Genomic DNA, 22,751 nt, shown 5'->3' on the forward strand with positions numbered 1-22,751 from the left:
TCTCGCGCGCCCGTCAGTTAAAGTTCGAAAAACTGTGGGAGCGAGCTTGCTCGCGATGGCGCACTGTCAGTCAACATAGCGATGTCTGACATACCGCTATCGCGAGCAAGCTCGCTCCCACAGGAACTCTTCCTCTCGGAGAATCTTCATGAATTCGTCGACCTATCCTGCCGCCCAGCACGTCATGGTGCTCTACACCGGTGGCACCATCGGCATGCAGGCCAGCGCCCACGGCCTGGCGCCGGCGTCCGGTTTTGAAGCGCGGATGCGCGAATACCTGCACAGCCAGCCGGAACTTGTCGTGCCGCAGTGGCGTTTTCGCGAGATGTCGCTGCTGATCGACAGCGCCAACATGACCCCGGCGTACTGGCAGCAGTTGCGTGAAGCGGTGGTCGATGCGGTGGATGTTCAGGGCTGCGACAGCGTGCTGATCCTGCATGGCACCGACACGCTGGCCTACAGTGCCGCCGCCATGAGCTTCCAGTTGCTCGGCCTGCATGCCCGCGTGTGTTTTACCGGTTCCATGCTGCCGGCCGGTGTCACCGACAGCGACGCCTGGGAGAACCTCGGCGGCGCGCTGGTTGCACTGGGTCAGGGCCTCGCGCCGGGTGTGCATCTGTACTTCCACGGCGAACTGCTGGACCCGACCCGTTGCGCCAAGGTCCGCAGTTTTGGCCGTCATCCGTTCAAGCGCCTGGAGCGTCAGGGCGGTGGTGTGAAAGCCTCTTCGCTGCCAGCAGCGTTGAACTACAACCAGGCAAGACAACTGGCGAAGGTTGCGGTGTTGCCGCTGTTCCCTGGCATCGCTGCCGAGATCCTCGATGGCCTGCTCGACAGCGGCATTCAAGGTCTGGTGCTGGAGTGCTACGGCAGCGGCACCGGGCCGAGCGACAACCCGGAGTTCCTCGCCAGCCTCGGCCGTGCGCGGGACAAGGGCCTGGTGGTGGTGGCAGTCACGCAATGCCACGAAGGCGGGGTTGAACTGGACGTCTATGAGGCCGGCAGTCGCTTGCGCGGTGTCGGTGTGCTGTCCGGTGGCGGCATGACCCGTGAAGCGGCATTCGGCAAGTTGCACGGGTTGTTGGGGGCAGGGCTTGAAACGGACGAAGTCCGTCGGCTTGTCGAGCTCGACCTTTGCGGCGAGCTCATCTGACGCCCTCGTCCTCCCTGTGGGAGCGAGCCTGCTCGCGATAGCGGTCTTCCATTCACATTGATGTGACTGACCCACCGTCATCGCGAGCAAGCTCGCTCCCACAGGTCCTTCACCCGGCATGTAACTTGCTGCCTTCCAATCATCCCCAAGGCTGGAAGTCCTTATGCTCCACTCCCACCTCACCACCCTCAACGCGGTCTCCCTGGTACTCGATGCCTTCAAGGCACAAGGCTTGTCCAGCGAAGCGCTGCTGGCCGGCAGCGGCATCAGTGTGGCGGATCTGAACCGTGCCGACACGCGCATCACCACCAATCAAGAGATGCAGGTCTGTGCCAACGCCGTTGCCCTCAAGCGCGACATCGGCCTGGAACTGGGTCGACGGATGCACGTTTCCTGCTACGGCATGCTCGGTTACGCCCTGCTCACCAGTGCCACCTTCGGTGACGCATTGCGCCTGGCGATACGCTATCCGGCGCTGCTGGGAACACTTTTCGAGCTGAGCCTGGAGGACGACGGCGAGCGCATCTGGTTCGCCGCCGCCGATTACCGCGAAAGCCCGGCCATGGCGGTGTTCAACGCCGAATTCTGCCTTGTGTCGCTGAAAGTCACCTGCGATGACCTGCTTGGCCATCCCCTGCCCTTGCTCGGCGCACGCTTCGAACATGCCGCGCCCGACTACGAGCCGAGCTACGCCGAACACTTCAACTGCCCGCTGGATTTCGGGGCGCGCAACAATGCCTTCGCCTTCGACAAACGCTGGCTCGACCAGCCGTTGCCGCTGGCCGATGTCATCACCCATCAAGCCATGGCCGAGCGCTGCCGCAAACAGAACATCGAGTTCACCGGGCGTCAGGCATGGCTCGGACGGATCCGCCAATTGCTCAGCGCGCAATTGAATGCGGCGCCGGGGCTGGAGGGCCTGGCCGAACAGATGAATTGCTCGGCGCGAACCTTGCGTCGGCATCTCAAGGACATGGGCTGCAGCTATCAGGAATTGCTCGACGAACTGCGCTTCGAACAGGCCAAGCAAATGCTGTGTGAGGATCAATTGCCGATCTATCAGATTGCCGAAGCGTTGGGCTTCAGCGAGACCGCAAGTTTTCGCCATGCATTTGTGCGCTGGAGTGGTGTGGCGCCGAGCCAGTTCCGACCTTGATCCAGCCTTTGTAGGAGCTGCCGAAGGCTGCGATCTTTTGATCTTCAAAGGGGCGAATTTCGGTCAAATGTTTTGGCCATATCGATCCCCTTTTGGCCTTTCCTGCCGTTCTCCTAAACCGTCTGCACCGCAAGACTGTGTTCAACCGAATCAGCCTGCGGAGAACAACAAAATGCTGACGATCTACTCGAACGATCACCACCTGCACCACGGCCGTTGTGAATTGATAGACGGGCAACTCAAGCCCTGCTTCGAAATGCCTTCGCGCGCCGACCACGTGCTGGCACGGGTGCAAAATCAAAATCTCGGCCCTGTCGAAGCGCCGAAGGATTTCGGCCTCGGACCGATCGAACGCATTCACAACCGCGACTACCTCGACTTCTTCAAAGGCGCCTGGGCACGCTGGACCGAGTTCAACACCGACGGTGACTTGCTGCCCTACACCTGGCCTGCCCGCACCCTGCGCCGGATCAAACCCGCCAGCCTGCACGGCGAACTCGGTTACTACAGCTTCGACGGCGGCGCGCCCATCACTGCCGGTACGTGGCAGGCGGCGTATAGCGCAGCGCAAGTCGCCCTCACCGCCCAGGCGGAAATCCAGCGCGGCGCCCGTTCGGCCTTCGCCCTGTGCCGTCCACCGGGACACCACGCTGCCAGCGATTTGATGGGGGGTTATTGCTACCTCAACAACGCGGCTATTGCCGCCCAGGCCTTCCTCGATCAGGGCCACAAAAAGGTCGCGATCCTCGACGTCGATTACCACCACGGCAACGGCACCCAGTCGATTTTCTACGAGCGCAGCGACGTACTGTTCACTTCGATCCATGGCCACCCGGAAGCCGAGTTTCCGTTCTTCCTCGGCTATGAAGACGAATTGGGCGAAGGCCCCGGCGAGGGCTTCAACTTCAACTATCCTCTGGCCGCGGGTTCGGGCTGGGACACCTGGAGCGCGGCGCTGGAACAGGCCTGCAAAGAGATCGAAAGCTACGGCGCCGACATCGTCGTGGTCTCCTTGGGCGTCGACACGTTCAAGGACGACCCTATCTCGCAATTCAAACTCGACAGCCCGGATTACCTGGCCATGGGCAAGCGCATTGCGGCTCTCGGCAAACCGACGCTGTTCGTGATGGAAGGCGGCTACGCGGTAGAAGAAATCGGCATCAACGCCGTGAACGTTCTCGAAGGTTTCGAAAGCGCCCAATGAGGAATTAGAACAATGAAAAGGCTCAAGCGTTTGATCGTTCCAGCCCTGGGCGCCCTGATGCTCAGTGGCGTTGCCCATGCTGAAGAACGAACGTTGCGTGTCTACAACTGGTTCGACTACATCACCCCCAAGGCCCTGGAAGACTTCAAGGCCCAGAACAGCCAGACCAAGCTGGTCTACGACATTTTCGACACCAACGAAGCACTGGAAGCCAAACTGCTGACCGGCAACTCCGGCTACGACGTGGTGGTGCCGTCCAACGTGTTCCTCGCCAAGCAGATCGAAGCCGGCGTGTTCCAGCCACTGGACCGCAGCAAGTTGCCGAACTGGAACCACCTCGATCCCAAGCTGATGAAGCTGATCGAAGCCAACGACCCAGGCAACAAATTCGCCGTGCCGTACATGTACGGGACCATCCTGATCGGCTTCAACCCGGACAAGGTCAAGGCCGTACTCGGCGACAATGCGCCAGTGGACAGCTGGGACCTGATCTTCAAGGAAGAGAACATCAGCAAGCTCAAGCAGTGCGGCGTCGCCCTGCTCGACTCGCCCTCGGAGATCTTGCCGCTGGCCCTGCAACACCTCGGCCTCGATCCCAACAGCAAAAAGCCGGCCGACTACGACAAGGCTGAAGCGCTGCTGATGAAGATCCGCCCGTACATCACCTACTTCCACTCATCGAAGTACATGGCCGACATTGCCAACGGTGACATCTGCGTCGCGGTCGGTTATTCCGGCAGCTTCTCGCAAGCCGCCAACCGCGCCAAGGAAGCCAAGAACGGTGTGATCGTCGACATGCGCTTGCCGAAGGAAGGCGCGCCGATCTGGTTCGACATGCTCGCAATACCCAAGGGCGCGAAGAATCCGGAAGACGCCTACACCTTCATCAACTACCTGCTGCAACCCCAGGTGATTGCACCAGTCAGTGACTTCGTCGGCTACCCGAACCCGAACAAGGACGCCACGGAACTGGTCGACCCGGCGATCCGCAACAACCCGAACCTGTACCCGACCGACACGGCAATGAGCACGCTCTACACCCTGCAACCGTTGCCGCGCGATGCCGAACGTGCGCGGACCCGGGCCTGGACCAAGATCAAGTCCGGCACCTGACAACCGTCTGGTTTGCACCCTCACCAGGACCTGCGCTCGCGCAGGTCTTTTTTTGCCCGCGATATTTATTTACCGCCAACCGCACGCTGCCCGTCACTACTTTGCAACGGATTGCGCACCGCCCCTTCGACGGTGCCTGCCGCCTCACAAAGGATGTGACCATGACCGACGTTTCCAGCCCTCCCGCCCTACCCGGCCTCCCAGCCGATCAGGATGCCCTGCTCACCCAATTGGTGGCCGGGCCGACAATCAGGGAGGTTGCCACCCACGCACTGCAACCGGCGTTGAAAACGCTATACCCGCAGCTGTCGATCGACCCGCGACTGGCGATAGTGGTGACGCCGACCTGGACGCTGCACGGGCAGCGCGTCATCGCCGGGCCACGACACTTCGAATCACTGACCGACACCCTTGTGCGCCACGGTGTCGCGAAAACACCAGTGGTGTACCTGGATGGCGAGCACTACCTCACCCTGCAACCACTGGAGAGGACACCAGCACAACTGCCCGTCAGCATCGAAGCCATCGGGCGCCTGCTCAATGAGTTGGCGCCACTGCTGTTCGACGCGTTTCAAGAGCAGCAGGTCGACTACTGGAACCAGTTCACCGCCCCCTCGACCCCGCGCTGGCAAGGCCTGTCCCTCTCGCTGCGCGAACTGTGGAACATCCAGACCCAGCCGAGCTGGCAGAACGACCAGTCTGCGATGGCCCGCAACCTTTTCGCCTACCCGGACAACAGCACGCGCATGAACCACGACCCCTACCGGTCCCGCGCCTGCCTGATCGATCTGGACTACCGGAATGAGGGTGCCTCGACCCACCTCAACACCCTGGACATGGCCGTATTGATCGGGACGCTGGGCAACCGCACGTTAATCCTCAGCCACACCATCACCCAGGGCTTCCAGACCTACGAGTCGCTAGAGGAGCTGGGCAAGTCCCTGCTGACTTACACCAACGGGCAAGTACCCGGTGATACCTTGCAATGGCGTCTGATCGAACCAGAGGGCAACTTTTTCGACCACTTGGCGTGCACCCTGATCGCCCTGCAAGCGGACTCGATTGCCGCGCTGGCAAACGAGTCCGCAGACGAAAACCCCGACCTTGCACCTCACATCAGCCGCACCACCAACGAGCTGGACCCAGCGGACAAGCAGGCGCCCTCGCGCTTCAACCTGGTCGAGCAGGCGCTGCCGGACTGGATGGCCAACGCGTCATCGGGCGATCTCACCGCGTACAGCCGTCACCTGATGGATCTGGTAACCGTACAGAACCAGAACGCCGGGCAGTCCTTCCAGGACGGTATCAAACCAATCCGCGAATTCGCCCTCGATCAACTGCGCGAGGCCATGCTCGCCGAGCATCCCGAGGCCACAGGCTTGCAACTGGCGGACATCGAGATCGTGGTCGACAGCGTCGTGGTCTGGGGCAGCTTTGTACCGCCAGAGGAGCCTGAGCGCACTACGCTGAGCCTGGTCGAGCTGGCACTGCAAAACCTGATCGCCCTGCCACCGGGAAACAAATCCGTACGCAGTACCGGCACCATGGAGCTGCCGGCCTGGTTGACGGTCAGCTACCTGGAAGCATTGATCGTCAGCGTCAACATCGGTCAAACCTATCCGACGCTGATCAAAAGCAAACTGCTCGACGATCCCCTTGAAAGCCTGCGCCGTCAGAACCTGTTCACCAGCCGACTGCGCGTTGAGTTACCGCTGCTGGCCTTGCAGCAAAAAATCCGGACTCAGGGCGGGATCGATGAACGGGGTTACCGCTACGTCGCAGCCGTGGTTCAGGTTCTCGACGCCAATCGCTGGGTCGACGGCCAGGAAATCGTCATTCGCCCGCTGGCGTTCAGCCCCGCCTGGCGCCTGGGATCATCCACGGACGAAGTGAGCAACATGTTCGTGATCGGGCCGCGCCAGATGGACAAGGGACCGTGCCTGCTCTATCGGCCCTTGCTCGAGCCTCCCCTGATCCAGTACCCGACGCCGGCCAACCTGATCTATGCCATCCGGCACGCTCCGAAGCTGCGCCAATCCGTGCTCGCCTGGCTGCCGGACAGGGTTCGCGCCAATTACGCCAACTACGTGTTCACCGGCGAGCTGCCTTCGGTCTGGAGTGTCTCGCAACTGCTGGCCGACCCGCTGACGTCCCTGCAAATGAGCGGCCCGCTGACGTTAGGCTCGCGGGTCCTGGCCACCGACTACCTGGCCAACCTGTACAAGGCCAACGTCAATGCGCTTGTTGAGCTGGCACAACGGCAGTCGGTGTCCAACGCGCAGAGTCGCTGGGCAACGCTCAAGCAGGCAGCCTGGAAAATCCTCAACGGGGCACTGCCTTTTCTTGGTCGGACCGTCGGCACAGCCGCGTGGATCTACCAGGTCCTCGATGACCTGCAACAGACCCTCGACGCGAACGAGGCCGGCAACGACGAACAACAGAAAACCGCCATCACCGACCTGTTGCTGACCTTGGCCATGGTCCTCGCCCATCACGCCAGTACGCGCCGCTCAATGGCCCGCAGAACCGAGAAAAATCCCACGAGAGAGCCATCGGCCGAACCGGCGGAAAAACCGACAGCCACAACCATAGCCTTCGTTCAACTGCCCGATATCATCGGCGCACCTACCGAAACACAGCACCGCATTTCAGTCACGACCGATGCCGTTCTGAACCTGACCCGCACCCTGGATCGCTTCAAGATCGCCAAACCGGAAAGTCTCACGTCAGCCATCAGTACCCCCGGCATCCATCAACACCTCTATCAGCTCGAAAACCGCTTTTACGCCCCCATCGGCGAGCGCTGGTTCGAAGTAGCCGTTGAAGAAACCGGTGAAGTGTCGATCGTCGACTCAAGGCCTGAGTCCCCGGCCAATGGTCCTGCATTGATCAGCAATCAGCGCGGTCAGTGGTTTGTCGACACGCGCCTGCGCTTGCGTGGCGGCGGCTTGTCGACCCGGCGCAAAGCGTTGAAACAGCAAAACCGCCAACGCATTGCCGAACTCAAACGGCAACTGGCCGAATTCGATAACGAACGCGAGCGCGCACGGGATGAATTGATCGGCACCTACAACCAATTGAAAGCGGCCAGCGAAGATGCACGCGCCGGGATAAAACAGCAGTTTATGGACAAGCTCGACCGGCGAACCGACGACTATGCCGCCCCCATCGAACAGTTGAAATCACTGAACCTGCTGGACTCGGTCCCCAATTACCGCGCGGCCATGGTCGAGATGCTCGGCACCCAGTTGTTTTTCAACCAGACCTGGCTTGACCAGCAGAATGCGGTGTTCGCCCAGACCCTGCGTGAAACCCTGGCATTGCTTGAGGCGGAAGAAACGCCGGGAGGGACTGGCGATCGTGTGACGTACCAGAAAATGATCAACCTGACCGAGGGTGTGATCGACAAGATCCAGTTTGCCCGATCGCGGTTCGAGGAACTGAGCCGACTGGGCAGAAGTGCCGCCGAGGTCGCCAACACCTACAAAGCCAAACTGCCGGTCTACAGCCTCAACGATCTCAAGGCGCTACAGGTTTCGCTGGCGCGCGAGGCCTGTCTGAAGGAAGGTGACAGCGTTGCGCTGAGCGAAGCCCGAGGCGAATTCGCCCGGTTACTCGACTCCGCCAACCTGGTGATCCAGACCTCACAAGAGCTGATGCTCGAAGGCAGTGTCTGGAATGACGGTGAACGTACTGAAGCACTCAACGGCATGCTTGAACAGTTTGTCGCCATCGACCAGTCATTCGAAGACTTCGCTGTCAGCCACAAGGACGCCGTGGTGGAGCAACCGCTCAAGCATTTGCGCGCGCGGGTCAGCGAATTCCAGCAGCACGCTGAAAGTTGCCTCGGGCAGCTACTGCGCGAGCAACAGCCGCCGCCACCTCAGCCCGGTCCCTCAAGGCCGGCACCGACGCCCGGCAAACGCGTGATCAAGACACGCTTCAAGGGCACCGTCGTGGGTGAAGTCCGTCGCTCGGCTCCGGGAGAACCGGTGTTGCTGGATGTGCGTGCTCCCGTGACCGGCAAGGTCATCGCCACCTTTCATGAAAAGACTCCCGGCGTCTGGGTTGAGCGAGTGCCCGCAAAACGTCCCCGGCCAACTGCGCAACCTCCCGCACTCGATGTGCAGATCACCCAGGGTCAGGCGCTGCTCGATGGCGTGGAAACCTTCATCAGGCAAACCGAAACAAGCGCTAAAAAACCGGGGCGTAGCCCGGTTGAAATCGAGGAACTGCTTCAACACAAAGCCGATCTGCTCGACCAGGCTGCCCGAACGCTGGAGCGGTCCCTGACCGAATCGAACACCACCGAAAGCCCGGAAGTTGCCGCGACAACCCTGACCCGGGAACTCAACGAAGCACGCGACCGGTTGTACACCGAGGGATATCGGTTACGGGTCCAGATGATCAAGCAGCAACCGCCCACGGCAGCGCGCGTCGAATGGCTTGTCGGCAAAGGTGAAGTCGACATTGTGCGCAACGGTGAACAACGTCGCCTCAAGGGTCCGCGCAAGGATTTCCTGCAGGAATACGAAATCCGCGAGCGCAAGTCCAGGCAGGTGCTGTGGTACGCGCACTTTCACTACCCCGTCAAGAACGCCGCCCTCGACACCTTTACCGCTGCCCACCTGAAGCTGCGTGATCAACGGCTGCTGGCCGGCGCCCTCGACCTGCGCTCGGCTGCCACCAATCCGCAACTGATTGCCATCTATCGCAGCGAAATCAGCCCGCAACTGGCGCGTACGCTGTTCTTCTCGCAGCACTGAAACGTCAAAAAGGACAATGACGATGAACCCACATCCCGAGAATACGGAGTCCCCGGCCCTGCTGACCAAGAGCCTGGTGATCCACCAGACGAGCCAAGGGCCGACCGTCGATGAAGTCGCCGCTCAAATGCTGCGCAAGGCCCTGAAAACGCAGTTTCCCGAGCGGGATCTCGATCCCGACCATACGCTGATCGGCACACCGCAATGGCAAACGCTCGAGGGCGCGTTCGTGGCGCTGCCGACACGGTTCGAGTCGCTGACCCAGGCACTCGTGCGGCAGTTTTTTACCTCCACCAGCGCCAATTACCTGGAAGGCGAACACTTCCTGACGTCGAACCCGCAGGCCACGCCCGTGGTGCATCTGGACATCAGCATCGAAGCCATCGCCGAGATGCTCAACGACTACGCTCCCCTGCTGTTCATTGCGTTTGGCGAGCGCCAGTTGGCCTACTGGAACAGCCCTGGAAAACACGCACCGCACTGGCAGGAACTGTCCGATGCGTTGCGCAAAGCCCTCGACGTGCAGCACGTCACCGGCTGGGATGATGCCCAGTGTCGCGTGGCCAGGGCCGTCTCGCTTGAACCTGACAAAACGCAACGGCAATCGAGTGATCCGACGCTGTCGGCCATCCAGACCTGCCTGATCGACATCGACACTGTCGATGCCAATGGCGGCACCCGGCATCTGTTATTGGGCGGCGCCGCCGTGCTCACAGGGCGCTACGAACAACGTGACCTGGTGATGATGTACACCGTGGAAGACGGGTACGAATCGTTCGACTCCCTGAAGCAACTGGGTGACTCATTACCGGCGCGCATCGAGACGCGCCTGGCCGGCCGCAACATGAAGTGGCAGCTGTTCGAGCCCGAGGGAAATTTTTTCGACCACATGGCCTGGGCCCTGATCACCAGCCAGCTCGATACCATCACCGCAATCACCGCCGAGGGTGCCGAAACGGATGATCCTGCCGAGCCTGCTTTCCCCTCCGATAGCACCAACGCTCAGGAGAAAAACACCCTCATTGGCCTCGACGATTCCATTCCCGACTGGCTGTTCGGTGCTTCGGCCGCCGACCTGGATGCCTACAGCCAATCCGTGAATGCGCTGGGCAAACTGTACAAGCAGGCCGACAACAACCTGTTCCGGATTCAGCCCATCAACACGTTCGCCCAGCAACGCATGCGTGAAGCGATCATTGCCGACACGCCCTCTGCGGCGACGCTACCCCTGGATAAACTTGAAATCACGATCACCCACAGTTTCGAATCCGGCGGGTTGACGCTGCCCAACCCGCATGACGTCCACACTGAAACCCTGGGCGAATACGCCTTGCAAAACACGGCACCGTATCAGGCCAGCGTTCGATTCAACCCACCACAGCCTGTACCTGATTGGCTGACTGTGGCCTATCTGACGCAAATGGCGAGCAACGTCGATATCGGCGCGAACTACCCCAAACTGATCAAGGAAAAGTTGATCGAGGACACCGTGCAGGCCGGCTTGCAGCAGCACTTCTACATCAGTCAACTGCGTGCCTTGCTGCCGCTGATTGCATTGGAGTGCAAGATCCGTCGCATCGGCGGCATCGATCAACGGGGTTACGGCTATATTCGCCAATGGCTCAACCCAACGCCAGGTTACCCGCAACCGATCGCCATCCGCCCGCTCGCCTTCCTCCATGCCTGGGACACCAACGCAGACATTGTGGCGAACATGTTCATAATCGCTCCACGCCAGCCGGAAGGTGGGCCGTGCCTGCTGTATCGCCCGTTGTTTGAACAGCCGTTGTTGCAATTCCCCTCGGCGCAAAACCTGCTGTACGCCTTGCATCAACCGGGCGAATTTAGAGACTCGGTTCTGGCCTGGCTGCCCGACTCGGCCACCAGCTTCAAATACGCCCAGTACACCTTCCCGGTCGGCTTTCCCAGCCCATGGCTGGAAGCTCAACTACTTTCCGAGCCCTGGACCTCCGTGAACTGGGCTGGCCCGGTCGAGCTCTCGGCCAATGAGCTGACCGGCGATGTTTTCCCCGTCCTGTTCAAGACCCACGCTCAGGCCATGGCCGAACTCGCTGACCGACAGTCACTGTCCAATGCGCAACGCCGATGGGCATTGCTGCGAGACAGCGGCTGGGCACTGTTCAACGTCGCCGCGAATTTTCTCAGCGGTCCGGCAGGGGCTGCGGTGTGGGTCTGGCAAAGCATCAGCGACATCGAGCAGGTGCTGGATGCCCACCAGCATGACGACAAGCTCACTGAGTGGAGTACGGTCGCAGACATGCTGCTGAGCCTGGGCATCCTTCTCGCTCATCATGCCGCCGTGCGCCGCAAGACCGGCGCGCGATCGATGCCACGACGAATCGACAGCGGGATGCTCAAGCCCGAGACGCCAACGACCAGGCCGGCACGGCTCACCGCAACTCTCATTCCCACCCGTTTGACCGGTGAACTGCCCTCCAGCCATTACTCCTCACTGGAGGCCAGCGGCTCGGTGCCCCGTCGATCGCTCACGGCATTGGCCACGTATCTGGACACTTTGGCCGTATCAGCACCTGACCTCACGCTCCCGACTCTGGAAACACTCCAGCGGGATACCGCGTTCTTGTATCGCCTGGATGGCAAGACCTACGCAAAAGTCGGTGAACGCTGGTTTTGCGTGGTGGAAAACGACGATCAACAGGTACAACTCGTGTATCCGCACGAGCCCTCGAAAACCGGCCCGCTATTGATTCACAACCGACAAGGCCAGTGGTTTGTGGATACCCGGTTGCGCCTGCGCGGCGGTGCCGGTGGTAGCAGCTTGCAAAGCCAACTCAAGGCCCGGCGCAGGGAAAAGGCTCAGCAGAAGCAAGCGCTGAGCGTTGCGCTGGAGAACTTCAAACGTCAGGAAGCCGCCGGCAATGCCGCACTGAATAAGGCCCAGGCCGAAATGATGGGCACAACCGGGTCAGCCCATGAGCAGGCGACCGAGCGCTACCTCAGCCAGCTGGAAACGTTGATCGGCGATTACAGCCAGGCCCTGAAAAATCTGCAGCAAAGGCGCCTCCTGGGCGCAAGCGAAGGCTATCTCAATGATCTGCTGAGCATGACCACCCACCTGCAAAAGAACCTCAGCCTGTGGTTCGTCCTCAAGCGCAACGCCTACGCAATACTGACGGACAGGCTTGCGCAGAACACCCTCATTGATTCAAACACGTTATTGCAGGCCCACGTCGAGGACGTCCGGCAGGCGCTGGCGCTGAGCCAGGACATGATCGCCCGCCTGCAAGTGTCCGCCAGTTCCCTGGAGTCGCTCGACGCCATTGGCAGTGCCGGCCTGGTCGCCGCACAACGCTTGCGCCAACTGATGCCGACCTTCAACCAGTGGGATTTGAAGTCCAACGAAATCGGCATGTCCCATGAGTTGTGCATGCGCGACGACGCCCACCTGGACAATGAAGCGGCCCGCACAGTGGTAGGAGAGCTGATTATCGAGGCGGCGACGGCCACGCACCGGCACGCGGTCTTGAACCGCAGCCCGCAAGGTGCTGACGGTGCAGCGCTTCGCATCGACGATCTGAGCAGGCTGATCGATGTCTACGCCGATGCCGATCAGCGCCTTGAAGACCTTCCCGGTGAATACCCTGGCCAAGTGGAGCCCAGTGAACTTGAGCGAGTGCGTGGCTTGATCGGCGAGTTTCGCCAACTGGCCCAGGAGCAACTGAGCGCGCTATTGCCCGAGAGCGGCAAAAGCCTCCCGTCGGTCTTGCCCGAACCTGCCATTGCAGGGCCCTCGCGGCCAACCACCAAGGTCACCAAGAGTCGACCACGTGACCCGATGCCGGCCAAGGCCCCGCCACCCGAGGAGCCCAGCCTCAAGGAAATGCTTCCGGCCCGACCAAAACCCGCGGCGCAGCCGGCCCTGGGCGATATCGACATCATCGCCGAAGGTCTGGACCTCAACGCGAATGTTCAGGACTTCATCAAGCGAACACAAAAAGATGCCCTCAAACCCAACCGCATACCGGCAGACATGCAGGACTTGTTCGATTTGCAGGCTCAACGGCTGGAACAGGCTGCCATCAATGTCACACAGGCCATGGCGCGTCTGCGCGCCGCAGGGCAAACACCCCCGCCGGTGGCTACCCTGGCCGCAGAACTTAACAGCGCCGCTGTGCAGTTACGCGCCAAAGGCATCGCTACTCGTGCCGGTCTGCTGAAAGAGCGCCAACCCCGACAGGCCTATCTGCAATGGCTGCTGGACCACCATCAGGTGCGGATCGAAAGAAACGACCAGGGACGGATCAGGACCAGGAAGCGCCAGGACTATTTTCAGGAATACCGGATTCTTGATATCACGAACAACGATCAGCCGTTGTGGCTGGCGCACTTTCACTACGATTCAGTGAATGCCCCGCCGGAGCAGTTCACCGCTGCACACCTTAAAATCGCCGAACCTTACTTGCAGACATTCAGCGCCGAGCGCCGTCAGACACTCACCAGCCTGGCACCGATCGACTACGTGTTGAGGCGCATCAGCGACCCGACGCTATTCTTCAAACTCGAAGCTCAACCCTGAGACAGCCTGGCGGGCGGACTGAAAAGCCGCCCGCTTCAGAGCACCCTCCACACGCTGCGTAATCGCTCCAGCGCTGACTCGATTGCTTTTTCGGGCACGGCGGCGAAGCCCAGCACCAGCCCCGCTCGCTGATCCATCGGCGTCGTGGAGTCGGGCAACCAATAGCTGCTCAAGCCGTTGATCTCGACATCGACACTTTGCGCCAACTCGATCAACTCACGTTCCCGCGCCACGCTACCGACCGGCACGGTCATGTGCAGCCCGGCGGCAACGGTGGGTAATGGTCCGACCCCGGGAATCTCCGCCGGCCAGCCATTGAGCAATGTATTACGGCGACTCAACGCCGCACGGCGCATGCGGCGGATATGTCGCTGGAAATGCCCGGCCGCCATGAACTCGGCCATCACCGCCTGGGTACTGACCTCGGAATGGCGTACGTCCACGGCACGGCGTTGAGCAAAAGCCTGCGCCAGCCCTGTCGGCAGCACCAGGTAACCCAGGCGCAACGCCGGAAACGCCACTTTGCCGAACGTGCCGACGTAGAGCACCCGGCCTTGCCGATCCAGTGCCGCCAAAGGCGCCAGCGGCGCCCCGCTGTAGCGGTACTCGCCGTCGTAGTCATCCTCGACGATCCAGCCCTGGGTGCGCTCGGCCCAGGCCAGCAGCTCCAGACGGCGAGCCAGGCTCATCACCACCCCAGTCGGGTACTGATGGGACGGGGTGACGTAGGTCAAACGGCAATCACGCAGCTGTGCCAGTTCAGCGCAGTCGATGCCCTCGCCATCCACCGCCACCCCATGCAACTTCGCACCTGCCACGGCGAACGCATGACCGGCCGCCCGATACCCGGGATTTTCAATCGCTACCCCATCACCGGGCTCCACCAGCAGCTGTGCACAAAGGCTGATTCCCTGCTGCGCGCCACTGGTGATCACAATTTGTTCAGCCGTGCACTGCATGCCACGGGAACTGCGTAAATACGCAGCAATCATCCCGCGCAAGCGCGCATCGCCAGCCGGGTCGCCGTAGCACAGTTGCTGCAAATCCGGTTTGCGCCAGAAAGCCGCATTCAGCTTGGCCCAGACCTCGAATGGAAACAGGTCGAACGCCGGAACACCGACCCGAAATGCCCGGGGCGGACCGCTCGGCGGACTGGGTAAATGGTTGTTTTTCACCCTGGCCAACGGATCGTTGTGGATAACTTTGCTGGATGGATCCACAGGTAAATCCAGCCAATTTGTGGATAAGGTTGTTGATAACCCTGTTGAAAAGCCTGTGGATACTTTTGTGGATAGTTTTTTTGCCGGCAACGCCGCCTGAGGCAGTTGCGCAACATAAGTGCCGTCCCCGACTCGTCCCTCAATGAAGCCTTCGGCGTACAACTGATCGTAGGCACGCACCACGCTGTTACGGGAAATCGCCAGCGCGGCGGCCAGGTCACGACTGGCCGGCAGACGCGTTCCACTGGCCAATCGTCCGTCGAGGACGCGCAGGCGCAAGGCCTGATAGAGCTGGCGACTCAACCCCTGGCGACGGTCGAGTTCGATACCGGCCGGGTTGAAAGACAAGGAAAGCGGCGCATCCGTCATGACAATGGACCCATGAAATTGCTCATTAATGGCTCTTACAACAGACCAATAGCCTGCCTAGGATGAAGACATTCGCCAAGGAAAATATCTCCATGTACACGCCACGCGCTTTTGCCATCGACGAGTTGTCCCAACTGCATGAACTGATCCTCGCCACCCGTCTCGCCATCTTGGTGACCCACGGCGAAAGCGGCCTGCAAGCCAGTCATGTGCCGGTGCTGCTGCATTGCGAACAAGGCTTGAACGGCACGTTGTACGGGCATCTGGCCAAAGCCAATCCACAGTGGAAAGACCTGCGCGACGGTGCCGAAGCCCTGCTGATTTTTGCCGGTGCCGACGCCTACGTCAGCCCCGGCTTCTATCCGAGCAAGGCCGAACACGGCAAGGTCGTGCCAACCTGGAACTACGTCGCCGTACACGCCTATGGCCGAGCCGAAACCTTTAGCGATGGCGGGCGGCTGCTCGACATCGTCAGCACCCTCACCGACCGTCATGAAGCTGGCCGCGCCCAACCGTGGTCAGTGGCCGATGCCCCCGCCGATTACATCGACGGCATGCTCAAGGCCATCGTCGGTTTCGCCATTCCCATCGACCGTCTGGAAGGCAAGCGCAAGCTCAGCCAGAACCGCAGCCCCGCCGACATCGCCGGTGTACGCGAAGGCCTGGCCGCCAGCCCCGACGTCAACGACCAGACCCTCGCCCAATTGATGCGCTAAGGAAATCACCATGAGTCAAATCGACATTCGCCAAGTCACCGCCGGTGATCACGCGGCGTGGCTGCCGCTTTGGCAGGCCTACCTGCGCTTCTACAAAACCGAATTGCCGGAGGCCGTCACCCAAAGCACCTGGCTGCGCATGCTCGACCCGAACGAACCGACCCACGCCGCCCTCGCCTGGGCTGACAACAAAGCCGTGGGCATGGTGCACTTCATCTACCATCGTTCGAACTGGGCCATCGAAAACGCCTGCTACCTGCAAGACTTGCTGGTGGTCCCGGAAACCCGAGGCACCGGTGTCGGCCGGCAACTGATCGAGTTCGTCTACGCCACGGCCAAGGCCGACGGCTGCAACAAGGTGCACTGGCTGACCCACGAAACCAACGCCACCGCGATCCAGCTCTACGAGCGCATCGCCGAACGCCCCGGTTTCATCCAGTTTCGCAAAGCCATTTAAAGTTCAAGGAGAACAACATGTCGACTTCACTCGCCAACTGGAAAGGCGTCCCGGCCCCCACGACGCAACTGATCGAAGGGCGCTTCATCCGCCTGGAAAAACTCGACCCGGCGCGCCACGGCGACGACCTGTTCAAAGCCCTGCAAGGCCCGGGCGCCGACCCGAAACTTTGGGACTATCTGCCATACGGCCCCTTCCCGGAGCGCAGCGTCTTCAACGACTGGCTGAACAACCACGCGGCCAATAGCGACCCGTACTTCTTCAGCGTGATCGATCGCGCCAGCGGCGAGGTCCAGGGCATCCTCAGCCTGATGTCCATCGTCCCAGCCCAGGGCCGCATCGAAATCGGCCACGTCACTTTCGGTGCGCCAATGCAGCGCTCACCGAAAAGCACCGAGGCGGTTTACCTGCTGGCCAAGGAATCCTTCGCCCTCGGCTACCGTCGCCTGGAATGGAAATGCAACAACGCCAACGCCCGCTCCAAATATGCGGCCGAGCGTTTGGGTTTCAGTTTTGAGGGTGTGTTTCGCCAGCACATGGTGGTCAAGGGGCAGAACCGCGATACGGCGTGGTACTCGATCCTGGATTCGGAATGGCCGGCGATTGGGGCTGGGTTCGAGCGTTGGTTGAGTGATGAGAACCAGACGGGGTCGGGGCAGTTGAAAAGCCTCGTTGAGTGCCGCGGCTAAAAGCATCAAAAGCAAAGGATCGCAGCCTTCGGCAGCTCCTACAGGGGTGGTGTAGGCTGCGATCTTCTGATCTTCAATACGCCGCTTTATCAAGCCGAATCAAGATGTGCGATCGGAGCAGTTTCAGCTGATATCCCGTCGAATCCGCACCACACCCATTTTCAGTCCAAACGGACGGAACACTGCGTTCAGAGACTTCAGCGTCTGATTCCCTTCTCCATGTTCAATGTGCACCAGCGTGCGCACCGAGATTTTGCACATTTTGGCGAATTGGGTCTGGTGCAAACCGGTGACTTCGACTCGCAAACGGCGAACCGCTTCGCCAATTTCAAGAGTGCCCAGAGCCAAAGCCTCTTGAATGCTTTCTATGAGCACTGTGCGCTCTGCAACGGTCATGCTCATTTCAAGTCCCACTCTTTCAAGCGTTGCTCCAGATTTTTCAATGCAATTTGTGGGTGATTCATTGTCTGTCCAGGCAGACCGCTGGCCGAGAGAATATCGGGGAGCGCCATCAAACGATTTGCATCTTCACGCAGGCGCTCAAATAGATCCCGCACGTCACTCAAAGCGGCTAATGGATCATCCGGGTCAGCGATGTCGGCCAATGTACGGCACACCCCGCGCCAATCAACGTCACCCGCTCTCTCCAGATCTTTTGGCCACTTGGTGGTCCGTGTCACACCTTCGTCGTCCATCACCATGGGCGCTAAATCATAAATGGGTGCAAGACGAAACGAGGCGTCATCTCGGATGATTGCGGTATTGCGTCCGTGGTTATCCGAGTTGCCGAGAATTTTGTTGATCAGATCCCGACGAAGATAATCGGCAACGAGATCCGGGATTTGATCCGTCTGCCCCCCCTCACGCCATAGTCCTGCCAACAAGCGGATAACGTCCATGTGGTCCAAAGCACTACCCGGCGTCGTAATGTTTGCCAGCGAGTAAATTGACTCCACGGCAAAGCGCTCGACGCCCTGGTCGGTCACTTGACGGTCAAAACGCTGCACCCACAAGCTGGGCTTGGTCGCTTCTTCCAGTGCAAGCCCCTCGACGGCCACAGTCTCGATCCCCAGACTCTGGAGAGCCCTGTAGTAGTGATACTCGCTTCTGAGGATTACCTGATCAGTTTCCAGCCCTTTGTTGCGGGCGAACTTCACAAACCAGTGTTGAGTGACGTCGGCGTCCCCAAGTACTGCATCCGGGTACAGTAGCCCGGCCTTGTTCTGGGCCAACAAAAGCTTCGGAGCCTCGCCACCTGCACCTGTTGCGCCACCAATGGCAGCCCCCTGCTCATAGGCATACTCAAGAAATCGATTATTGCGACTGATGACGTCCTGGCGCTCAAAACCAATTGGCTCACGCTGATCCACTGCTTCGGCAGACGCCTTGACCCGCATATTTCCAATCGGGGCCGGCGTGCTTCTGGCCAGCAGGTAAAGGTCTGCACTTACGTCCGCGGGTTTGTCTTTGCCTATATGCGCCAAAAGGAACCTTTTGGCTGCACCTGCGGGTGCAACATCATGTACAAATGCTGGCGCATTGGATCGTCTGCCATCCCAATCCAGAGGGAATCTCGCGCTCACTGCCTTGGCGAACGGAGTTCCAATATCTTCGTAATTTTCAAAAAGATACGTTTGCTGGTAGCCAAAATTGCAGCGACTTTCGAAGCCTTTTTCAGGACTGTCGAAGCTCAAAGTCATGGCGTCGTGCCAGTTTCCCGCCCAATAGATCTGTAAAGTCAGATCGTACATGTCGTCACCACCTGCATTTAAATGCATATTATCAAGGCTGGTTATCGCGATGAATGCAATATAGTGCACACAAAGAGCGCAGGCACAGTGGCTATGTGTATTAAAATGCAGATCTAACCACTTGCGCGGCAAAAAAACGCAAAATAATGCAGATCACGCCGAACCAATAGTTCGAAAGCCACAAAATCAGAAAATGCTTTACGGACGATGCCGGAAACGTCGATCGCGACAACAGGGGATGAGCGTCTGATCGCCAAATCCAGAGCATAAAAAAAGGGGAGCACATGCCCCCCCGAGGTTTAAAGCGTTGTATCGAGGCTGTTAAATCAGCCTTCGATCTCGATCAGGATTTCGCCCGGGTTCACCCGGTCGCCCTTGGCCACGTGAATGGCAGTGACTTTACCGGCGATGGCTGCCTGGACTTCGGTTTCCATCTTCATCGCTTCGGTGATCAGCACGGCCTGGCCCGCCTTGACGGTGTCGCCCTCCTTGACCAGCACATCGACGATGTTGCCCGGCATGGTGGTGCTGACATGGCCCGGTGCAGTGGCTTGCTTGCGCTTGCTGCTGCCGCCGCCGACGAATTCGTTGAGCGGCTCGAACACCACTTCTTCCGGCATGCCGTCGATGGACAGGTAGAAGTGACGCTTGCCTTCAGCCTTGACGCCAACACCGGTGATGTCGACGCGGTAGGTTTCGCCGTGAACGTCGATGACGAACTCGGTCGGCACGCCTTCACCGCCCGCCGAAGCCACTGTGCCGGCTTCCGGAATCGGCAACAGCACTTCAGGTGTCAGGGTTCCGGCCGCGCGCTCTTCGAGGAACTTGCGACCGATGTCCGGGAACATCGCGAAGGTCAGCACGTCCTCTTCAGACTTGGCCAGTGCACCGATATCGGCGCGCAGCTTGGCCATTTCCGGCTTGAGCAGATCGGCTGGACGCACGTCGATCACTTCTTCGCTGCCGATGGCCTGGCGACGCAGTTGTTCGTTGACAGTGCCCGGCGCCTTGCCGTAGCCGCCTTGCAGGTACAGCTTCACTTCGTTGGTGATGGTCTTGTAGCGCTCGCCGGCCAACACGTTGAAGAACGCCTGGGTGCCGACGATCTGCGAGGTCGGGGTCACCAGCGGCGGGAAGCCGAGGTCTTCGCGAACGCGCGGGATTTCGGCCAGCACTTCGCTCATGCGGTTCAGCGCGCCCTGCTCTTTCAACTGGTTGGCCAGGTTGGAAATCATTCCGCCCGGTACCTGGTTGACTTGCACACGGGTGTCGACGGCGGTGAATTCGCTTTCGAACTGGTGGTACTTCTTGCGCACGGCGTAGAAATACAGGCCGATCTCTTGCAGCAGCTCCAGGTTCAGGCCGGTGTCGAACTCGCTGCCTTTAAGGGCGGCGACCATCGACTCGGTGCCCGGGTGGCTGGTGCCCCAGGCGAAGCTGGAGATCGCGGTGTCGATATGGTCAGCACCGTTTTCGATGGCCTTCATCTGGCACATCGCGGCCAGGCCAGCGGTGTCGTGCGAGTGGATGAACACGGGCAGCGATTGCTCGGCTTTCAGGGCCTTGACCAGCTCACCAGTGGCGTACGGGGTCAGCAAACCGGCCATGTCCTTGATCGCCACCGAGTCGCAACCCATGGCTTCCATTTGCTTGGCCTGGTTCACGAAGGCCTCGATGGTGTGCACCGGGCTGGTGGTGTAGGCGATGGTGCCCTGGGCGTGTTTGCCGGCGGCTTTCACCGCCTCGATGGCCACGCGCAGGTTACGCACGTCGTTCATGGCGTCGAAGATGCGGAACACGTCGATGCCGTTGACCGCGGCCTTGGCGACGAAGGCCTTGACCACGTCGTCGCTGTAGTGGCGGTAGCCCAGCAGGTTCTGGCCGCGCAACAGCATTTGCAGGCGGGTGTTAGGCAGCGCGGCGCGCAGTTGGCGCAGACGCTCCCACGGGTCTTCCTTCAGGAAACGTACGCAGGCGTCGAAGGTCGCGCCGCCCCAGCATTCCAGCGACCAGTAGCCGACTTTGTCGAGCTTGTCGCAGATCGGCAGCATGTCTTCGGTGCGCATGCGGGTGGCGAGCAGCGATTGGTGGGCGTCGCGCAGGATCGTGTCGGTAACGTGGATTTGCTTGCTCATTGTTCTATTCCTCACAGGCCTGCGTGGGCGGCGATGGCGGCGGCGATGGCCAGGGCCAGCTCTTCGGGTTTGCGCTTGATCGAGTAGTTGGTCAGTTCAGGGTGGCTTTCAACGAAGCTGGTGTTGAACTGGCCGCTACGGAATTCCGGGTTACGCAGGATTTCCTGGTAGTACGCGGCAGTGGTCTTGACCCCTTGCAGACGCATGTCATCGAGGGCACGCAGACCACGGTCCATCGCCTCTTCCCAGGTCAGCGCCCACACCACCAGTTTCAGACACATGGAGTCGTAGAACGGCGGAATGGTGTAGCCGGTGTAGATCGCCGTGTCGGTACGCACGCCGGGGCCGCCGGGTGCGTAGTAACGGGTGATCTTGCCGAAGCTCGGCAGGAAGTTGTTCTTCGGGTCTTCGGCGTTGATCCGGAATTGCAGGGCGAAACCACGGTGCTGGATGTCTTCCTGTTTCACCGACAGCGGCAGGCCGGAGGCAATGCGAATCTGCTCGCGGACAATGTCGATACCGGTGATTTCTTCGGTGATGGTGTGTTCCACCTGCACCCGGGTGTTCATCTCCATGAAGTACACCTCGCCCTCGGCGAGCAGGAACTCCACGGTGCCGGCGTTCTCGTAGCCCACGGCCTTGGCTGCACGCACCGACAGGTCGCCGATGTAGGCGCGCTGTTCCGGGGTCAGTTGCGGGCTCGGGGCGATCTCGATCAGCTTCTGGTTGCGGCGTTGGATCGAGCAGTCGCGCTCGAACAGGTGCACCACGTTGCCGAAGCTGTCGCCAAGGATCTGCGCTTCGATGTGCTTGGGATTGACGATGCATTTTTCCAGGAACACTTCCGCGGAACCGAATGCCTTGGTGGCTTCGGAAATCACGCGAGGGAAAGCCTGTTCGAGTTCTTCACGGCTGTTGCAGCGACGAATACCGCGACCACCACCACCGGATGTGGCCTTGAGCATCACCGGATAGCCAATGCGATCGCCTTCGGTCAGGGCTTCTTCGATGCCCGACACGTTACCTTCGGTGCCCGGGGTGACCGGCACGCCGGCCTTGATCATGCTGCGGCGCGCTTCGGTCTTGTCGCCCATGCGGCGAATGACTTCAGCCGATGGGCCGATGAACTTGATCCCGCGCTCGGCGCAGATCTCCGCCAGTTCGGCGTTTTCCGAAAGGAAGCCATAACCGGGGTGCAGCGCATCGCAACCGGTTTCCACAGCCAGGTTCACCAGCTTGCGCGGGTTCAGGTAACCGGCCAGCGGTTCGGCACCGATGCTGTGGGCCTCGTCTGCACGCTTCACATGCAGGGCATGGCGGTCGGCGTCGGAATAGATCGCGACCGAGCGAATGCCCATTTCGGCACAGGCACGTACGATTCGTACGGCAATCTCACCACGGTTGGCGATCAGGATCTTTGTTATCACTTGGAGTTTCCCTTGAGGCCGGTGGTACCCACGACCT

14 protein-coding genes are annotated in these 22,751 nt (G+C 60.3%); 9 read left to right on the forward strand and 5 right to left on the reverse strand.

Annotation, left to right across the window (positions count from 1 at the left end; genetic code table 11):
* Window positions 1-148: 148 nt before the first annotated feature.
* From C9422_RS04135 to C9422_RS04160, 6 genes are all read left to right on the forward strand, one after another.
* Window positions 149-1,153 carry an asparaginase gene (locus C9422_RS04135; protein WP_116579784.1) on the forward strand — a complete coding sequence of 335 codons (1,005 nt, stop codon included), beginning with the start codon at window positions 149-151 and terminating at the stop codon, window positions 1,151-1,153.
* 163 nt (window positions 1,154-1,316) lie between these two features.
* Window positions 1,317-2,309 (forward strand): AraC family transcriptional regulator, encoded by a 993-nt coding sequence (locus C9422_RS04140; protein WP_116579785.1) that lies wholly within the window; start codon window positions 1,317-1,319, stop codon window positions 2,307-2,309.
* Between the two features lie 172 nt (window positions 2,310-2,481).
* The gene (locus C9422_RS04145) at window positions 2,482-3,513 is read left to right on the forward strand and encodes a histone deacetylase family protein (protein ID WP_116579786.1); all 1,032 of its coding nucleotides are present in this window, start codon (window positions 2,482-2,484) and stop codon (window positions 3,511-3,513) included.
* 12 nt (window positions 3,514-3,525) lie between these two features.
* Complete coding sequence (locus C9422_RS04150) at window positions 3,526-4,626, forward strand: polyamine ABC transporter substrate-binding protein (protein ID WP_116579787.1); 1,101 nt, start codon at window positions 3,526-3,528, stop codon at window positions 4,624-4,626.
* A 161-nt stretch (window positions 4,627-4,787) separates the two neighbouring features.
* Window positions 4,788-9,392, forward strand: a complete 4,605-nt coding sequence (locus C9422_RS04155; protein WP_116579788.1) for a dermonecrotic toxin domain-containing protein — start codon at window positions 4,788-4,790, stop codon at window positions 9,390-9,392.
* A 22-nt stretch (window positions 9,393-9,414) separates the two neighbouring features.
* Window positions 9,415-13,950 (forward strand): hypothetical protein, encoded by a 4,536-nt coding sequence (locus tag C9422_RS04160; protein WP_116579789.1) that lies wholly within the window; start codon window positions 9,415-9,417, stop codon window positions 13,948-13,950.
* Window positions 13,951-13,985: 35 nt separating this feature from the next.
* On the opposite strand, the gene C9422_RS04165 is transcribed toward C9422_RS04160, so the two are convergent.
* Window positions 13,986-15,539, reverse strand: coding sequence for a PLP-dependent aminotransferase family protein (locus tag C9422_RS04165; protein ID WP_116579790.1), 1,554 nt, complete (start codon window positions 15,537-15,539; stop codon window positions 13,986-13,988).
* A gap of 92 nt (window positions 15,540-15,631) precedes the next feature.
* Between C9422_RS04165 and C9422_RS04170 the strand changes: the two genes are divergently transcribed.
* From C9422_RS04170 to C9422_RS04180, 3 genes are read left to right on the forward strand one after another with little or no spacing between them, the layout of a single operon-like run.
* Window positions 15,632-16,255, forward strand: a complete 624-nt coding sequence (locus C9422_RS04170; protein WP_007971713.1) for an FMN-binding negative transcriptional regulator — start codon at window positions 15,632-15,634, stop codon at window positions 16,253-16,255.
* Between the two features lie 10 nt (window positions 16,256-16,265).
* Window positions 16,266-16,712 (forward strand): GNAT family N-acetyltransferase, encoded by a 447-nt coding sequence (locus C9422_RS04175; RefSeq protein WP_116579791.1) that lies wholly within the window; start codon window positions 16,266-16,268, stop codon window positions 16,710-16,712.
* Between the two features lie 17 nt (window positions 16,713-16,729).
* Complete coding sequence (locus C9422_RS04180) at window positions 16,730-17,401, forward strand: GNAT family N-acetyltransferase (RefSeq protein WP_116579792.1); 672 nt, start codon at window positions 16,730-16,732, stop codon at window positions 17,399-17,401.
* Between the two features lie 123 nt (window positions 17,402-17,524).
* Here the strand turns inward: C9422_RS04180 and C9422_RS04185 are convergent, their stop codons facing one another.
* From C9422_RS04185 to C9422_RS04200, 4 genes are all read right to left on the reverse strand, one after another.
* Window positions 17,525-17,803: a helix-turn-helix domain-containing protein gene (locus C9422_RS04185; protein WP_116579793.1), complete on the reverse strand. Its 279-nt coding sequence runs from the start codon at window positions 17,801-17,803 to the stop codon at window positions 17,525-17,527.
* Window positions 17,800-19,152 (reverse strand): HipA domain-containing protein, encoded by a 1,353-nt coding sequence (locus tag C9422_RS04190; RefSeq protein WP_116579794.1) that lies wholly within the window; start codon window positions 19,150-19,152, stop codon window positions 17,800-17,802. The genes C9422_RS04185 and C9422_RS04190 overlap by 4 nt, the downstream gene beginning before the upstream one ends.
* Before the next feature lie 326 nt (window positions 19,153-19,478).
* Entirely contained in the window at window positions 19,479-21,287 is a 1,809-nt protein-coding gene (gene oadA, locus C9422_RS04195; RefSeq protein WP_116579795.1) for a sodium-extruding oxaloacetate decarboxylase subunit alpha, read from the reverse strand.
* Window positions 21,288-21,298: 11 nt separating this feature from the next.
* Window positions 21,299-22,714, reverse strand: coding sequence for an acetyl-CoA carboxylase biotin carboxylase subunit (locus C9422_RS04200; RefSeq protein ID WP_007971702.1), 1,416 nt, complete (start codon window positions 22,712-22,714; stop codon window positions 21,299-21,301).
* Window positions 22,715-22,751: the final 37 nt, after the last annotated feature.

This window comes from Pseudomonas sp. B1(2018) (genome assembly GCF_003097365.1).
Classification (GTDB): Bacteria; Pseudomonadota; Gammaproteobacteria; order Pseudomonadales; family Pseudomonadaceae; genus Aquipseudomonas; species Aquipseudomonas laurylsulfatiphila.